Origin of the sequence: Capnocytophaga granulosa ATCC 51502 (assembly GCF_000411115.1) — a bacterium.
Lineage (GTDB): Bacteria > Bacteroidota > Bacteroidia > Flavobacteriales > Flavobacteriaceae > Capnocytophaga > Capnocytophaga granulosa.
On the sequence record NZ_KE150242.1, the window covers coordinates 279,237 to 295,847 of the forward strand.

13 protein-coding genes are annotated in these 16,611 nt (G+C 40.2%); 9 read left to right on the forward strand and 4 right to left on the reverse strand.

All coding sequences use genetic code 11. From position 1 onward, the window contains the following. Positions 1 to 2: 2 nt before the first annotated feature. Positions 3 to 1,451 (reverse strand): S41 family peptidase, encoded by a 1,449-nt coding sequence (locus HMPREF9331_RS01190; protein WP_016419364.1) that lies wholly within the window; start codon positions 1,449 to 1,451, stop codon positions 3 to 5. 151 nt (positions 1,452 to 1,602) lie between these two features. Here HMPREF9331_RS01190 and HMPREF9331_RS01195 point away from each other — a divergent pair, with 151 nt between their 5' ends. Beyond that, complete coding sequence (locus HMPREF9331_RS01195) at positions 1,603 to 2,139, forward strand: Smr/MutS family protein (protein WP_016419365.1); 537 nt, start codon at positions 1,603 to 1,605, stop codon at positions 2,137 to 2,139. Between the two features lie 13 nt (positions 2,140 to 2,152). Beyond that, a complete protein-coding gene (locus HMPREF9331_RS01200) occupies positions 2,153 to 3,919 on the forward strand; it encodes an aminopeptidase P family protein (RefSeq protein ID WP_016419366.1) in 1,767 nt (588 codons plus the stop codon). 9 nt (positions 3,920 to 3,928) lie between these two features. Here the strand turns inward: HMPREF9331_RS01200 and HMPREF9331_RS01205 are convergent, their stop codons facing one another. Then, positions 3,929 to 4,534, reverse strand: a complete 606-nt coding sequence (locus tag HMPREF9331_RS01205; protein ID WP_009641591.1) for a SprT-like domain-containing protein — start codon at positions 4,532 to 4,534, stop codon at positions 3,929 to 3,931. A 45-nt stretch (positions 4,535 to 4,579) separates the two neighbouring features. Between HMPREF9331_RS01205 and HMPREF9331_RS01210 the strand changes: the two genes are divergently transcribed. Next, positions 4,580 to 5,503 (forward strand): helix-turn-helix transcriptional regulator, encoded by a 924-nt coding sequence (locus HMPREF9331_RS01210; protein WP_016419367.1) that lies wholly within the window; start codon positions 4,580 to 4,582, stop codon positions 5,501 to 5,503. A 137-nt stretch (positions 5,504 to 5,640) separates the two neighbouring features. Here the strand turns inward: HMPREF9331_RS01210 and HMPREF9331_RS01215 are convergent, their stop codons facing one another. After that, the gene (locus tag HMPREF9331_RS01215; RefSeq protein WP_016419368.1) at positions 5,641 to 6,504 is read right to left on the reverse strand and encodes a hypothetical protein; all 864 of its coding nucleotides are present in this window, start codon (positions 6,502 to 6,504) and stop codon (positions 5,641 to 5,643) included. After that, the gene (locus tag HMPREF9331_RS01220) at positions 6,501 to 8,423 is read right to left on the reverse strand and encodes a hypothetical protein (RefSeq protein WP_016419369.1); all 1,923 of its coding nucleotides are present in this window, start codon (positions 8,421 to 8,423) and stop codon (positions 6,501 to 6,503) included. Before HMPREF9331_RS01220 ends, HMPREF9331_RS01215 begins: the two co-directional genes overlap by 4 nt. 249 nt (positions 8,424 to 8,672) lie before the next feature. Between HMPREF9331_RS01220 and ileS the strand changes: the two genes are divergently transcribed. The 6 genes from ileS to HMPREF9331_RS01250 all read left to right on the forward strand — a co-directional run bounded on the left by ileS (position 8,673) and on the right by HMPREF9331_RS01250 (position 16,574). Next, a complete protein-coding gene (ileS, locus tag HMPREF9331_RS01225; RefSeq protein ID WP_016419370.1) occupies positions 8,673 to 12,089 on the forward strand; it encodes an isoleucine--tRNA ligase in 3,417 nt (1,138 codons plus the stop codon). Continuing rightward, positions 12,089 to 12,958, forward strand: a complete 870-nt coding sequence (dinD, locus tag HMPREF9331_RS01230) for a DNA damage-inducible protein D (protein ID WP_016419371.1) — start codon at positions 12,089 to 12,091, stop codon at positions 12,956 to 12,958. Before ileS ends, dinD begins: the two co-directional genes overlap by 1 nt. Before the next feature lie 344 nt (positions 12,959 to 13,302). Continuing rightward, a complete protein-coding gene (locus tag HMPREF9331_RS01235; RefSeq protein ID WP_016419372.1) occupies positions 13,303 to 14,283 on the forward strand; it encodes a hypothetical protein in 981 nt (326 codons plus the stop codon). 6 nt (positions 14,284 to 14,289) lie between these two features. After that, on the forward strand, positions 14,290 to 15,072 hold the full coding sequence (locus HMPREF9331_RS01240) for a hypothetical protein (protein WP_016419373.1): 783 nt from the start codon (positions 14,290 to 14,292) through the stop codon (positions 15,070 to 15,072). 9 nt (positions 15,073 to 15,081) lie between these two features. Next, on the forward strand, positions 15,082 to 15,888 hold the full coding sequence (locus HMPREF9331_RS01245; RefSeq protein ID WP_016419374.1) for a YwqG family protein: 807 nt from the start codon (positions 15,082 to 15,084) through the stop codon (positions 15,886 to 15,888). Between the two features lie 311 nt (positions 15,889 to 16,199). Further along, positions 16,200 to 16,574 carry a TraR/DksA family transcriptional regulator gene (locus HMPREF9331_RS01250; protein WP_009641581.1) on the forward strand — a complete coding sequence of 125 codons (375 nt, stop codon included), beginning with the start codon at positions 16,200 to 16,202 and terminating at the stop codon, positions 16,572 to 16,574. The last annotated feature ends 37 nt before the right edge of the window (positions 16,575 to 16,611 follow it).

Here is a 16,611-nt window from a genome sequence, read left to right on the forward strand (position 1 = left end):
CATTATTCAGTAGGATTATCTATATACATACGGTTATTAGTAGGGGATAGGCTTCGGCAGTGGTCGAACTCGTCCATGGAAAGTCTATTGGCTACACGCCTTACTCCTGCTCCTCTAAGGGAAGCACTCTGTGGAGGAACCCCTGTGATGAGTTCCAAAGCCTTAGCTAAGAGCGGTTCATTCTCATCACCCAAGACGCCTAAGTTTCGAACATCTTCTTTGATTTCAAAATCAGGTAATAAGCCTGTCTCATAGTGCCCAAAACCAGCGGCATTCTCCGAGCGGAGCACGATGGGTTGCATAGCCCACTTACTGCCTTGGGTCTTGTCCTTCAGGGTGATAGAGGCAAGGTTTTTCCCTACCGTCTTATCTCCAATCTGTACAACAGTCAGGTAAGGTTTCAGTCCATTGATAATCAGCTCCGAAGCCGAAGCGGTGCGCTTGGAAGTGAGTATATATACCTTAGGCAAGTTTAGCGCTTGGATAGGGGTGCCCGATATATTGTTTTCAAAGTTGTATTCACGGTTCCAATAGTTGGCCATTTTCTTATTAGAGGCCTGTTTTACAAATACTTTGTGGGTATCAGTACCCTTGATCATACTGGCTAGATAGATAGCCGTTTGTACGCTTCCGCCACTATTGTAGCGCAAGTCAAGTACCAAGTCGCTCACCCCATCGGCTTTGAATTGGGCAAAGGCCTCATTAAGTTCTTTGTCATACTTACTCACAAAGGAGTTATACACAAGGTAACCTATCTTTTTGCCATTGCGGTTGAGGGTCTTGTGTAGCAGTATAGGGTTTTCCTGAAGTGGAAGCTGGGAAAGGGTCTTACTCTCGGTAGGAACTATCTGTTTGTCAACCACTTTGAAGAAGCCAAAGGTCAGTGAGGGGTTTTGGTTAAAGAGCAATTTTTGGTAATTGTTAAGGGTAAGTTTTTCCCCATCTACTGAATCAAAGAAATCCCCTCGCTTCACGCCTTGTTTTTCAGCATCGGAGCTGGGGAGTACATAGCGTACATAGCCTACGACTCCGCCTGTCTCTATTCGGGCTAAGGCATAGTCCATACCTGTGGAGAGGGAGATCCCTTGGAAGGAGTTTTCCAGTTCGTCTATATCCTTTACAATAAAGCTGAATCTATCTTCGGGAGAAAGTAGCTGCTTGAATAGCACTTCGGGCGAGCTAAAGTTCTTAAGATAATCTACATAGTTCTTACTAGTAGCATTGGTATAAGAGACAGATTTTTCAAAACGTGTATCGGAGAGGTCAGCTACCTGCTCTTGCCACAAGTAGTATTTGTTTAGGCCTTGCCATACAAAGTCTTTGGTTCTATATTGCTGGTCTGTGGCTTCGGCTTCTTGGGTAGCTTTCTCTAATTGCTCTGCCTGAGGTTCTTTACTACAAGAGGGGAGGCATAGGGCAAGTACTAGCAGTAGGGAAAATTTCTTAATCATAATGAATTTAGTTTAGATAAGTGCTGCAAAGGTACGGATTTTTTCGGAAAATGAAAAGTAAAATTCTTTTTCGAAGGTAAAAAAATAGCCAAGAATCATTGATTTTTAGTTATTAAATTCGTATCTTTGCACATCAAAACGTAGAACAAACATGTTTTCAGTAGGGGACAAAGTAGAAGTGATAGACGAACTTATCTCAGGGGTAGTTACCAAAATTACCTCCAAAGAGGTGTGTATAGAGACCTCCGAGGGGATTAGTCTTACTTTTGCCCCTTCGGAATTGGTCAAAACAGACCTCAACACTTCTGTTCCCTATCATAGAGCCATGTATGTGGAGCCTAAGGAGGAAAAAAAGAAGAAAAACACGGCACCCAAGGGACAAAAATCAAGAAAAAAGCCTACCTACCATATGGAAATAGACTTGCATATAGAGAAATTGGTTGCCCATACCCATGGTATGACCAATTTTGATATGCTCAATACCCAACTGGAAGAAGCCCAGCGCTGTATAGAATATGCCATAGAAAAAGGAGTCCCTAGTATCGTCTTTATACACGGCGTAGGGGAGGGCGTACTTAAGGCCGAGTTGGAGACGCTTTTCTCCCGCTATGATCTAAGTTATCAGGACGCTGACTATATGCGTTATGGCATGGGGGCAACGGAAGTATTTTTGCAAAACATATTCTAAAAATATAAAGATAATGACAACAAAAGAAAAATTATCATTACTACGTAATGAGATGAAAGCCAATGGCTTGGATGCTTTTGTGGTTTTCAATGCAGACCCTCACATGAGTGAGTATTTCACCCCTTATTGGGAGGAAAGGAAATGGATTTCCAGTTTTGATAGCTCAGCGGGCTACATATTCATCACACATGACAAGGCTGTATTATGGACAGATGGCCGTTACTTAGTACAAGCTAAGAACCAGCTTACAGGTACAGGTGTAGATTTCTTCATAGAAGGCACTAAGGATGCTCCCCTTAGCCAAGAATGGCTCTTAAACGAACTTCCCCAAGGGGCAAAAGTAGGCTGCAACGGCCTTTGTACGCCTCACAATACATGGAACTTACTCAGCGATACACTCAAGAGAAAGGGAATTACCTTGGTAGATAAGCCTTTGATTGAGAAGATATGGAAAGACCGCCCTAAGGACGATAGAAAGCCTATCTATGTACGTGCTGAAAAATATACAGGTCGCTCAACTTCGGATAAGTTAGCAACTCTCAGGGGTATTATGGCAGATAAAGGGGTTACTCACTTCCTTGTTACTGCTCTTGATGATATTGCTTGGGTGACCAACCTCCGTGGTAATGATGTGAATTTCAACCCTGTTTTCTTAGCTTACCTCTGTATCACCCCTAAGAGTGCTACCCTTTTTGTAGATACTAAGCAGTGCGATGATTCGGTAAAGGCCTACCTCAAAGAACAACATATTGAGCTTAAGGATTACCATGATTACTTCAAGGAATTACAAAAACTCAAAGGAGAAACCATCCTGCTCTCCCCCGATGCCAATCAGACTATCTATAATACAGTAGGTGAGCACAATACCCTACATATCGCTCCTTCACCTGTACAACTACTCAAGGCGGTGAAGAACGAGACCGAATTAGAAGGTTTCCGCAAAGCCATGGTAAAGGATGGGGTAGCCTTGGTCAATTTCTTCTATTGGCTCGAAAACAACATAGGAAAGACCCCACTTACTGAGCACTCTTTGGGAGATATTATGGATAAGTTCCGCGCCGAACAAGGATTTTTGGCCAATAGCTTCGGTAAGATCATAGGTTATGAGGGTAATGGAGCTATAGTGCATTACCATGCCGCTACTAATCCCGAAGTGCCTATGCATGCCAAGGGAACCGTACTGATAGACTCCGGTGCCCACTATATAGAAGGAACGACCGATATTACTCGTGTGATTCCTCTTGGGGAATTTTCAGAAGACTTTAAGCGTGATTATACCCTTGTGATGAAGGCGATGATCACCTTAAGTACCACTATATTCCCAGCAGGCACTCGTGGGGTACAGCTTGATTCCATCACCCGTGCTATTCTCTGGAAGAATCAGCGTGATTATGGACATGGTACAGGCCATGGGGTAGGTAGCTACCTATGCGTACACGAAGGACCACAGAGCATTCGTAAGGAGATGAGAGATGTGCCTATGCTCGAACATATGGTTTGTTCCAATGAGCCTGGTATCTACTGTGAAGGTCGTTATGGTATTCGTATAGAAAACCTCGTTGCGGTACAGAAACACAGTTCCAATGAGTTTGGCGATTTCTACCGCTTAGAAACCCTTACCCTTTGCCCCTTAGATACCCGTGCGGTTATCGTGGATATGCTTACAGAAGAGGAACGCCAATGGCTCAATAACTACAACCAATGGGTAGAGAAAACCCTTAGCCCCTTGGTAGGTAAGGAGCAACAGGCTTGGCTAAAAGAAAGATGTAAAGCTATATAAATCAAAAGGTTAAGAAGGGGTAACTAACTCTACTAAGGCATGTGGCTGAATGACAAAGCGCTTGCCAGTGGCCAGTTCCAAGCACTCATAGCGCTTGATTTTCTTATTGCCTTTTCTAAATACACGTCCGTCATCGGTACGGAAAAGACTATCAGTGGGGAGCTCAAATACATAATATTTTGTACGCTCCCCATTGTCATATTGTCGCATAGCCAGCGTTAGGTGTACATCGGTATCGCTACTGGCAGAAGGGTTTTGGAAGTGAATGATAAGGTAGGAAAGTAGTTCAGCAGGGAAGATCTCAACTCGCAAGAAAGGCTTCATCAGGGCTTGGTAGGTAGTTTTCCATTCGTTGCCATGAGGTTTTATTTGCTTGCCATACTTTTCAATAGCTACCAAGTGTGCGATTTCATGGATGAGGGTCATCAGAAAGCGATATTTGTTCAGATTGGCATTGATTGTAATCTTATGCTGTCCGTTGGGCAGGCATTGGTAATCCCCATGCCTACTCTGTCGCTCATTGACGATCTTGAGGTAGATCCCTAAGTTCTTAATCAGTTCAAAACAAGGTACTACCGCCTCAGAAGGTAAGTATTTGTATAAAATGGCTTCCATAATGAGTGCAAAAATAAGAAAAAAAACAGTAATACAAGTAAAATCATGGAGAAAATCATACGAGAGTTTATCCTATTGCGATATGTTCGCAATTGTAACCGAAAGGGAGAGTTTCCCAAATTCCAAGAAATAGCTAAAGCGATGTCCCCTTATGTCAAAGAAAGAGAGGACAATAAGGAACGCAAATATCGCTATGATAAGCAGTTATTTCACCGAGATAGAAAAGCACTTCAGTACAAACGTTGTAAGATAGAGCGCAATAAGGAAAATGGTTATTTCTTTAATGAAGAGGGGAGCGAGCTTATAGATGACCTTTTGACCGCTTATATGCTGCTGACTGCCCAAAATAAGGATGGACTATTGCCTATGTATGTGATTCCAGAACCTCGTAGAAACACAGGAGCAGAACACCTGCCCGATTGTATGCACGCTATAGAGGAGCATTACCAGCTACAGCTTACCTACTATGACTATCGTGATGAAAAAGAAAAGACCTATACCGTGCAACCTTATAAGCTCAAGCATAAGGATTATAAGTGGTACCTCTTGGCGGTAGATATAGCCCATCCTGAAATACCCTTTAAGTCTTTTGCCTTGGAACGTATCAGAAGTATAGAGGAGGGAGATACCTTTCGCCCGAATAAGCAATTAGATTTTGTAACCCCCTATCGTGATGCCTTTGGTATGTTCACCGATGAGCAGGCCGAGCGGCTTGTCTTAGAATTTGACCATCGTGATGGCAACTATCTTATGGCCTCGCCCATACACCCCTCTCAGAGGGTAGTGAGCAAAACCAATACACGAATTACCTTTGAACTGTATATCAAGCCTACCCTTGACCTCATTATGGAGCTGATGAAGCGGAGTTGGTCACTGACCATCGTAGAACCTCAGCACCTAAGAGAGAAGTTTGTCAAGTACTGGGAAGAGGCGATAAAAAGAAACAAAAAAGTGAAGAGTGAAAAGTGAAGAGAGAAAAGTGTTAAGACGCAATAAATTGCATCTCTACGGAAGACTATGCTAAGTAAATAATTGTCTTAGCCAGCGTATGTGTAGAGACGCAATTTATTGCGTCTTAGAAAGTTAAGAGCAGTATTAATTTTATATTAGTACTTGATTGTCTGAATATAGTATTCTTTAAAATCTACCTTAGAGAATCTATCAATGAAATGATTAGGAGCTTGCTCTGTTAAGATTTCTAATCTGTATTGATTATTTTTATCCTCTCTTATTCTTAGTTTATCGAAGGAGTTACTATTATTTATTTTGAATACATGGACTTCTTTTTTGTCTTTATTATTCAATAAGAACCAACTTCCTAAGAGTTTATCCTTATTAGGTTCAATCCACCAAACAGGCACCGTTTTATTTATGTTTGCAAAAAAGAAAGTGTCATTATCGGAAAGTTCATTTATTTGATTTTTTACGATGCTAACAATATCTTTTTTGTTTATTGCTGTTGTGATAGCTTCTTTAATAGCTTCTTCAAAGGCTTCATCGGATAGTTCGTCTTCCTCTAGTTCATCTACATTTATATGATCTTTAATTTCTACATTATTTGTTTTATCATACTCTCTATGGCAGCTTTTACAAAGAATAATGACAGACTTTTCTAAAGGAGTATGCTCTTCTATAAATTTTTCTAAGAATAGATTAAGATCTATATCAATAATATCATTACTGCTAATTTCTTTTTTTTCAGTCATTTCACAAATAATATTAGCGACAATAACAGGACGCTCTTTTCCTTTTAAGTGAGCAGCTTCTAATTTTGTTCTATTTTTACAGTGAGAACAAGTTCTATGTTTTTTCTCTTTTCTGCTTATATTAGCAACGAGATTTCTTGTAATAGGATTTATAAACTTATTAAAATCCTCAAAAAGTTCCAACAAATTTTGACATAAATAAAAAATTAAAGATGATTGCAAAATTACGAAAATATTTTTATATATACAAATAAATTTTATCATTTATTGAGCAAAGATTTAATCCATTCTAAGAACCTAGTTCGGTTATCTCTATTGCTGGATTTTTCTTTTGTTTTCTCATACCAATCATTAGTAACATAATATTCTTTACCATTGTATTTAAAAAGATCATTGGGATAATATCGGTCTCTTCCACTATTATCTTTGCTACTATTCTCTCCATCTGCTTCTAATAAAATGGGGAAGGTGTGCCCTAAGTTCTTACAAGCCTGAACATCGGTAAGGGTTATAAGATTATTCTCTAATAGGCCATAATCTCTCATGAATTCGAGTAATTTAAAGGCAAAATCTTTATTGGGAAGCTCATCAATACCTTCTAATATATGCTTATTCTTATGTATTGGACTTGTGTTTTCTCCCACTTCCTTTTTGCTCGTTAATTGAAACTTCGCTTTTGAGAGGACGTCCTCTATCTCTGAGATGAGGGCGATGGGGGTTGTCCGTGGGGCAATCTCTTTGTAGGCTTCACCTCTTTGCAGTGCTTCTGTGACAAGGTGTAGCTGTGGATAGGTCGCCTCATCCAGTTGGTCTAAGGTTGTAACCGTTTGTGGGACAGCATGTAAGGTAAGGTCATAAATGGACTGGACGATGAGGGGAACTAAACCTCCCTCGGAAGTAGAGGTATAGGCTACCTTATCATTGATAAGTACTTGCCCACTTTCAGGCTCTATGCGTAGTTCCTTTAGGTTGGTTAACTTTTCAGAGGTTTCTCCTACAAAATAGTAGATATTTTTACTCAAGCGTTCTATCATATCATAAAAAAGTTTTTGATGCATGTGGTCAAGTGTGGAGCGAATAGCACTTAGGGATAGCGTTATACGACCATCACTGCTGCGCAAGTGGTATCTGTTTATTTCAGAAGAGAGGGTTCTTTGTACCTGCTGGAAATCCATAGACTTACCGAATAGATTCATCTCTGTTCTCCCTAAGATTTCGTTGATACGTTTGTCTAACAATTGGTAAAATTCAAAAGGAATTACTGTCTCTTCGGTAAAGAAAGGCAGCTGTATAATGCTACGCTCATGGTGCAAACGTCCTTCGGTGTCCATCCATAGGGAAGGGGAGAAAAGGCTGTTATACTCCATGATGTCCTTTACTGTTATGGTATCCTTGTCCAAACACTCGGAGGTGCCTATCAGGTGGATACCCTGCGCCTGAGAGTCTTCTAAGGCATTGAATAAATCCTTGTGCTGGTGATAGGAAGCATAGGCATCGCTAACGAAGATGATCCAACGGGTGTCAAAGGTGTTTTCAGTTTTGCGTTTTTCATTTTCCTTTATAACCAAGGGAAGAACCTCTTGAGCTTGGGTAGCTTCGGTAAGCATAAAGGGAGCAATACGGGAGCGCAACTTAGTATGTTCGAGAGGCTCTTCTATCCAAGCGATTTGTACCCACTTGTGGTTGTTGGGAGTCAGTAGTGAATGCAAAAAGAGCTGTTGGAGCTTGTAGCGATAGGAAGGCAGATCGCTTTCTATGGCGATATGCTTGGAGGTTGCTAAGTCTATAGAATACAAATCACGATCATCTAAGCCTAAGATAATAGGGAGTATTCCTTTAGTCTTTCTAAGGCAGAAATAAGAGAGTAATTCCTGTAGATGGAAGAAATGGCTACTCTGGTTGGGTATACGGATTTCTATAAACTGGTGCTGTGTCATCTCGCCCAGAAAACTATTGGAGAGCACCATATAGCCAGGGGGAAAGGCTTGTTCTATTCTCAATAACTCTTTGATAGAGAGTGGTTTTTTGAGTTTTACCGAGAAAGTGGTATAGGCCTTGCTGACCCTAAAGTGTAGGGACTTTTTAAAAGGAATAAGCAAGGAGGTTAGTTTTTCCTTGATAAAGCGCTCTTGTTGGGCAATCTCTCTTTGGAGCAGTGCGCGCATGGTAGGTTGTTGAGTCATAAAAATTTCTTTTTAAATTATGGGGCAAAGGTAGGTTTAAGAAAACATCATTCTATGATACCTATATGAAAAAAATCTACAAATAAAAAAACATGGAAAAACACTTGATTTTTTTGTTTAAATGTTATATCTTTGCTCTTTTATTTATGAAAAGTGAAAAATGAAAAGTGAATAGTAACTAAACTTAAAATTTGAAACTCAGCATTCAAAACTTTTTCTATAATATTCTTAACTTTAAAAATTAAAAAAATGAAATTTACAGAGTACAAAGCCTTAGAACTGACCCGAATAGCCGAAGAGATATTGCAATTCTGGAAAGATAACGCTATATTTCAGAAAAGTATAGACTTCCGCAATGGTAAGGAGCCCTTTATCTTCTATGAAGGGCCGCCTTCTGCTAATGGATTGCCTGGTATTCATCACGTAATGGCACGTTCGCTAAAGGACATTTTCTGTCGTTTCCATACCCAATTGGGCGAACAGGTATTCCGCAAAGCAGGTTGGGATACCCATGGGCTGCCTGTGGAGTTGGGCGTAGAAAAGGAATTAGGCATTACCAAAGATGACATTGGTAAAAAAATCTCTGTAGCCGATTATAACAAAGCTTGTAAGGAAGCGGTGATGCGCTATACCAATATATGGAACAACCTTACCGAAAAGATAGGTTATTGGGTGGATTTGGACGATCCTTACATCACCTACAAGCCTAAATATATGGAAACGGTATGGTGGCTTCTTAAGCAATTGTATAACAAGGGATTACTCTACAAGGGTTATACCATACAGCCCTATTCACCTAAGGCAGGGACAGGGCTTTCCTCCCATGAGCTTAACCAACCTGGTTGCTATCGCGATGTAAGTGATACGACCATTACCGCTCAGTTCAAGGTAAAAGATTTCTCTCCTAAAGCAAAGGTGGAACTTGGTTCTGCTGAGGGTGTCGTGTATATATTGGCTTGGACGACTACCCCTTGGACTTTGCCATCCAATACCGCCTTGGCAGTGGGTAAAAATATTGACTATGTCTTGGTGCGTACCTTTAACCAATATACTTTTGAGCCTATACAAGTGATATTGGCTAAGGAATTGGTAGAAAAGCAGTTTGGAGCTAAGTTTTTCAAGACTTCTGAGGAGGCGGATTTTATTGCTTATGCCAATGATGAAAATCGCAAGAAGGTGCCTTATGAGGTTTTGGCCGAATGTAAGGGAGCAGACCTTGTGGGTACTACCTATGAGCAACTCATTCCTTGGTTCCTCCCTGCTGAAAATGCAGAAAAAGCCTTTAGAGTGATTCCAGGGGACTTTGTAACAACCGAAGATGGTACAGGGATCGTACATATAGCGCCTACCTTTGGGGCAGATGACGCCCGTGTAGGGAAAGAAAATGGCATTCCGCCCATGTTGGTCAAAGATGAGAATGACAATTTAGTACCTTTGGTGGATTTGCAAGGGCGTTTTCTCAAAGGAGACAAGGTACCTGCGCTTTTTGCAGGAAAATATATCAAGAATGAATATTACAAGACTGGCGAGGCACCCGAAAAATCATGGGATGTGGAGCTAGCTATATTGCTCAAGACAGAAAACAAGGCCTTTAAGGTAGAAAAATATGTCCATAGCTATCCCCACTGCTGGCGTACAGATACCCCTGTGCTTTACTATCCATTAGACTCATGGTTCGTTAAGATGACGGCCGTAAGAGATCGCTTGGTGGCACTCAATCAAGAGATTAACTGGAAACCTAAGGCGACAGGAGAAGGGCGCTTTGCCAATTGGTTGGAGAATATCAATGACTGGAATCTTTCCCGTTCCCGCTATTGGGGAATTCCGCTACCTATCTGGCGTACCGAGGATGCCAAGGAAGAAAAAGTTATCGGCTCGGTGGAAGAGTTGGTTGCAGAAATCAACAAGGCGGTAGCGGCAGGTGTGATGAAAGAAAATCCGTTTAAGGATTTCAAAGTAGGGGATATGTCTGAGGCCAATTACGACCAGATAGACCTGCATAAGAATATAGTAGATGAGATCATTTTGGTTTCCGACTCAGGCAAGCCCATGAAGCGTGAAAGTGACCTAATAGACGTATGGTTTGACTCAGGGTCTATGCCTTATGCACAGGTACATTATCCTTTTGAAAACAAAGATAAAATAGACGAAGGGAAAGCCTTCCCGGCAGATTATATCGCCGAGGGAGTTGATCAGACCCGCGGTTGGTTCTATACCCTACATGCAATTGCTACAGCGGTATTTGATACTATTTCCTATAAAAATGTGATGTCCAATGGTTTGGTATTGGACAAAAATGGACAAAAGATGTCCAAGCGCTTGGGCAATGCGGTAGATCCGTTTGAGACCTTGACCAAGTACGGAGCTGATGCTACTCGCTGGTATATGATCTCCAACGCCAACCCTTGGGACAACCTCAAGTTTGACGTAGATGGGATAGAGGAAGTACGCCGCAAGTTCTTCGGTACGCTTTACAATACCTATTCTTTCTTTGCTCTCTATGCCAACTTAGACGGCTTTACCTATGCTGAGGCGGAAGTGCCTTTGGAAAAACGCCCAGAGATAGACCGCTGGATTCTCTCCGAGCTCAATACCCTTATGGCCAAGGTTAAAGAAGCTTTCTTAGATTACGAACCTACTCGTGCTACTCGACTTATCTCTGACTTTGTACAAGAGAACCTAAGTAACTGGTATGTACGTCTTTGCCGTCGTCGTTTTTGGAAAGGTGAATACGAGGAAGATAAAATATCCGCTTACCAAACCCTCTATACCTGTTTGGAAGTGGTGGCTAAGCTCTCCGCTCCAGTGGCACCTTTCTTTATGGACAGACTCTACCGAGATCTTAATGGGGTAACAGGCAAGGACAAGGCCGAATCAGTACACCTAACTGATTACCCAGAGAGCAAGGCGCCATATATAGATAAGGCCTTAGAAAGCAAGATGGAGAAGGCGCAAAATATCTCCTCTTTGGTGCTTTCTCTGCGTAAGAAAGAGATGATTAAGGTACGCCAACCCCTACAGAAGATACTCATTCCTACCCTTAGTGAAGCCGAAAAGGCAGAGATATTGGCGGTAGCTAACCTCATCAAGCACGAGGTGAATGTAAAAGAAATAGAGTTTATCGATGATGCTTCAGGTATTTTGGTAAAACAAATCAAACCTAACTTCCGCGCATTAGGGCCTAAGTTTGGTAAACAGATGAAGGATATAGCCGCAGTGATTAACGGCTTTACCCAACAAGATATACAAGCCTTTGAACGTCAAGGCACTAAAGAAATCACTCTTGATGGAGAAAAACTTACCCTTACCTTGGACGATGTAGAAATCACCTCTCAGGATATAGAAGGTTGGCTTGTGGCTAGCTCCTCTACGGGCTTGGTAGTAGCCTTGGACGCTACTATTACCGATGAGTTGCGTGCAGAAGGTATTGCCCGTGAATTAGTGAATCGTATCCAGAACCTTCGCAAAGATACAGGCCTTGAAGTAACAGACAGAATTCGTATCCTTTTGCAACAGCAAGATACACTTGAGAAGGCTGTTCGTGCCAATGAAGCCTATATCAAAGCAGAGACCTTAGCCAACGAAATCCTCTTTGCCGACACCCTCCAAGGAGAAGAAGTCGCTTTTGATGATATTGTGACTAAGATTGTGGTGGAAAAAATATAATGGACAAGAATAGTATTGTACAGTACAAACTCTCATTTGATAGTATAACACATTATATAGAGAGTGAAGACAGACAGGAGAGAGTTGAAATATGGTTTGCACGTGAGTTGCAAGCCATATTGGGCTATGCTCGCTGGGAGAATTTTATTATTGCTATTCATAGAGCTGTAGATTCATGTAAAACTCAGGGTATCAATGTAGATGATCATTTTCGTGAGGTCACGAAAATGATCGATATAGGTAAAGGAGGAAAACGTGAAGTATCAGATTTTATGCTTACACGTTATGCTTGTTATCTTATTGCTCAAAATGGAGATCCTAAAAAAGAGGAAGTAGCCTTTGCACAGAGTTATTTTGCAGTACAGACACGCAAAGCAGAGTTAATAGAAGAACGACTGAACTTGCTTTCTCGTTTAGAAACTCGTGATAAACTTAGAGCAGCTGAAAAGCAACTTTCTCAAAATATCTATGAAAGAGGTGTAGATGATAAAGGTTTTGCACGTATACGATCCAAAGGAGATACAGCACTTTTTGGAGGATATACAACTGAGGATATGAAACAGCGCTTAGGAGTAAAAGCTAATAGACCTTTAGCTGATTTTCTTCCAACATTGACTATCGCAGCAAAAAACCTCGCTACCGAAATGACGAATTATAATGTAGAAAGTAATGATTTGCATGGAGAACTATCTATTACACAAGAACATGTACAAAATAATCAAACAGTACGTGATATGTTAGGACAGCGAGGTATAAAACCAGAAGAACTCCCTGCTGCTGAGGATATTAAGAAATTGGAGCGAAAAGTAGCACGTGATGAGAAAAATATAGAGAAAGACTCCCAAAAATTACCTAAAGATAAAAAATAATATGGTATATTCTCGAATATGATCAATTTCGTGAGGTCACGAAAATGATAGTTGTCTATTAGTATTGGGTGTAGTGTATTGATTGTCAGTATTAGTTATCATTTTCGTGACCTCACGAAAATGATCTATTCTAGTCGGTAATGGGTTTAAACTATTGATTATTAGTATTAGTTATCATTTTCGTGACCTCACGAAAATGATATTGGTCAATTAGTCTTAGGAACAAGATGTTGATTATCAGTATTGGTGATCATTTTCGTGAGGTCACGAAAATGATCTATAAGAAGGTAAATTGAACGAGTTAAGGTAACTTTTTAAAGAATAAGATAAAAACAATTTGAGGGATGAAGAAGTTTTTTCACATATTCATATTGTTATTAATACCTCATCTGTGTAGTTATGCACAATCAGCAACTACTGATTGGGCAAAGATGGGACTGAAAGGTAGGGTGAAATCGGTAGAAACATCATTCTATTTTACTATAGAGAAAGATGGAAAAATAACCAAGGGAGATCCTTTTTCTATGGGGTTTTATCCGTCTGAGAAAATAGAGCAGATGCACCTGATGCAGAGAATGGGGGCTGTTGCCTTTTTTGCTGCCTTTTTGATAGATATTGTACCTTCGGTAATTACCTATAATTCCAATGGTTTTTTAGTAGAGAAACGTTTGTTCGACACTACACTGCACCAGAGGATAGTGTATACTTACGATACGAAAAATCAGCTTATTGACAAATCAACTTTTGTACGAGACCAATTAGTTGTAAGAGATTCCTACAGATACAACACTGATGGAGAGAAAATAGAAGAGCTTCTCAATCAGATAGAAGGGGAAGGAGGGGTAACTTGCAAATATAGCTATAATGCTGATAGACAGCTTATAGAATGTAACTATATAGATGTAGATAAATTTCCAAGCGCTAAGGAAGTCTATACCTATAAGGACAAACAACTTGTCAGCAAAGATACTTACCGAAATGAGAAACTAAGTGCTCGTGCACTCTATCAGTACAATTCTGAAAATCAGTTGATATGTTCCCTGTTCCAAGGAGTGGGAAGTATGATATGGGATTCTAAATACATTTATGATAAGAATAAGAAACTAAGTGAGGAGTATATTGTGATAAATGGAAATGAGAAAAATGGTTTTTTGAATAAATTCTCTTCAGAGGGTCGCTTAATTGAGCATTTGACCTTTTCTTCTAATAAACTTAGTACTTTTCATTATACAAATGACAAACAAGGGAACTGGATCAAGCTCATTAACTATGAACAGGAGATACCTATTCTCTATGTAGAGCGAAAAATAGAGTATTTCAAATAAAATAACATGATAAAAGTAACCAAAGTAGAAAAACTCTTTCCAAGTATAGAGGAAGTTTTTGAAGCTCCTAAAGAGTGGTTTAAGTATGTTTTCTTTCCACTACTGACGGTAGAAATAGAGAATGAACAGCAGCAAAAAAGCAAGGCACATTTTATCTCCATGTATGCTTGTGGATTGGCAGAGTATGAGTCAGAGCGTACAGATTGTAATTGGTTCTTTGTACGTTTTGAGAAAGTAGGGGACAAATACCGTTTTGATGGAGAGATGGATTGGTTGCCTAACTTTTCTGAACTGCCTCAATGGTATCAAAATGCAAAGGAAGATTATGCAGCCCACAAAGACCTTTACCTCAATAGTGAGGTGAAACACAGCTATGACCCCTCACCCTATAAGGATAGTTTAGAGAAATGGGAAGCAATCAGTGGGGACTATGCCACTTATATGGATACACTGCTAAGTTATTGGGTAACTCGTGATAAATACCAAGAAACGGGCAAGTTTATCGCTGGTAATCACTACACACAAGGGTATAGCGGACACGAACGTGAGATATATGAGCTTACCCCTTACGATGAAGATGAAGAAACCTATGAGGATTTAGACGAGTATTTGGAATATCGCCTGGATACAGAATCCTATCTCTGTGAAGAATATGGTATTTCCTTAGAAGATAAGAACTATTTAGGCTATGTAATAGGATATAACTATTTACAGTACAGTGCCGATACGATTTCGCTATTTATCTCCCCTGACGAAAAAGAAGTGTATAACTGGTTTAGTTTCAGTTAAATAAAGTATATGGAACCCACTCAAGAACAGATCAAAACTCTAGCAGCGAAGCTAAACGAGGCTACTAAGAAAGAAGTCATTACTATAGAAACGCACGAAGGAGAAAACCTTACCCTTACCGATAGTAAGTTTGGCGGTTATCCCTATGTACCTAAGAACGGACATATCCCCAGAGATAGTGAGGGGAATCCGTTCTTTATGGTAGCACAAATCAACTGTGAGCAGTTGCCTGAGAACAATATATATCCTAAGGAAGGACTATTGCAGTTTTGGATTATAGACGGTGATGACCTCTATGGGTTGGATTTGCAGGATCCTTGTAGTAATGCAGGCAAGCGAGTGCTCTATTTTCCAGAACCTACTGAGGGTCTTTCTCTGGATGAGGTAAAGCTTCAGTACGTGCTCACCGAGGAATATACCCCTATGACTCCTTATAAAGAATTGGCGCTTACTTTCATTCGCAGAGAAGAGGGAATTACCCCATGGGATGTGAATTTTGATCGCCTTTTTACCGACTTATGGAATGAAGCCTTTTCCGATGATATAGAAACAATATGGGATCTGCCCGAAGAGACTCGACGACTGTTGTGGGACATTGTCCCCGATGGTACAGAGCATCGTATAGGAGGGTATCCTTATTTTACCCAACAAGATCCCAGAGAGGAGGACTCACCATTTACCGAGCTGCTCCTTCAGATGAACTCCGATGCTGACCATATTATGTGGGGAACCATGGGGGTGGCTAACTTCTTTATTCGTAAGGAGGATTTGAAAGAAAAGAATTTTGAAGAGGTGCTATACAATTGGGATTGCTAAAATTAAGGGTAGAAGGAATTGAGTTATGAATATCTTGCAAAAGTCTATAATCAGCTACTATATGACGAGGGCTATTTGTATGAAAAAATGTCTCTTGATATGGCCACTATTATTGTGTAGTGGTTAAGGCAGGTCAATCCTATGTTGTAAGTAAAGATGGTCAAATTTTGGGTAAAATACCATAAATAGAAAGTTTTCTCTGTGTTATGTATACAAATATCCAAAAAATTTCGTATCTTTGCGGAACTTAAAAAAAGGGGTATAAATGCCTTTTTTTAAGGAACAAATTTGTAAGTAAAAACCAGTATATTATGGATGTAAAAGTTCGTTATTCCGATAAGGATTTGCAAGAGTTCAAGGCGATTATAGAGGAGAAATTGGAGAAAGCCCAAGCAGATTTGGAGTTCTTACGCAATGCTTATCTCAATGGGGCTGACAATAGTGTAGATGATACTTCACCTACTTTCAAGGCTTTTGAAGAAGGTTCTGAAATGATGAGTAAGGAATCCAATATGGCACAGGCTACACGCTTGGAAAAGTTCATTCGTGATCTAAAAAATGCACTTATCCGTATAGAAAACAAGACTTATGGTGTATGCCGAGTAACAGGTAAGCTCATAGACAAAGAACGCCTCAAGGCTGTACCTCATGCAACTCTAAGTATAGAGGCTAAAAATATGCAATAATTTTTTCCATGATTGTACAAGAAATAAGGTAATTGAT

Coding starts and splice junctions, on each gene's coding strand:
- HMPREF9331_RS01190 (WP_016419364.1), bottom strand. CDS start 1,451: ATGATTAAGAAATTTTCCCTACTGCTAGTACTTGCCCTATGCCTCCCC.
- HMPREF9331_RS01195 (WP_016419365.1), top strand. CDS start 1,603: ATGTTTTCAGTAGGGGACAAAGTAGAAGTGATAGACGAACTTATCTCA.
- HMPREF9331_RS01200 (WP_016419366.1), top strand. CDS start 2,153: ATGACAACAAAAGAAAAATTATCATTACTACGTAATGAGATGAAAGCC.
- HMPREF9331_RS01205 (WP_009641591.1), bottom strand. CDS start 4,534: ATGGAAGCCATTTTATACAAATACTTACCTTCTGAGGCGGTAGTACCT.
- HMPREF9331_RS01210 (WP_016419367.1), top strand. CDS start 4,580: ATGGAGAAAATCATACGAGAGTTTATCCTATTGCGATATGTTCGCAAT.
- HMPREF9331_RS01215 (WP_016419368.1), bottom strand. CDS start 6,504: ATGATAAAATTTATTTGTATATATAAAAATATTTTCGTAATTTTGCAA.
- HMPREF9331_RS01220 (WP_016419369.1), bottom strand. CDS start 8,423: ATGACTCAACAACCTACCATGCGCGCACTGCTCCAAAGAGAGATTGCC.
- ileS (WP_016419370.1), top strand. CDS start 8,673: ATGAAATTTACAGAGTACAAAGCCTTAGAACTGACCCGAATAGCCGAA.
- dinD (WP_016419371.1), top strand. CDS start 12,089: ATGGACAAGAATAGTATTGTACAGTACAAACTCTCATTTGATAGTATA.
- HMPREF9331_RS01235 (WP_016419372.1), top strand. CDS start 13,303: ATGAAGAAGTTTTTTCACATATTCATATTGTTATTAATACCTCATCTG.
- HMPREF9331_RS01240 (WP_016419373.1), top strand. CDS start 14,290: ATGATAAAAGTAACCAAAGTAGAAAAACTCTTTCCAAGTATAGAGGAA.
- HMPREF9331_RS01245 (WP_016419374.1), top strand. CDS start 15,082: ATGGAACCCACTCAAGAACAGATCAAAACTCTAGCAGCGAAGCTAAAC.
- HMPREF9331_RS01250 (WP_009641581.1), top strand. CDS start 16,200: ATGGATGTAAAAGTTCGTTATTCCGATAAGGATTTGCAAGAGTTCAAG.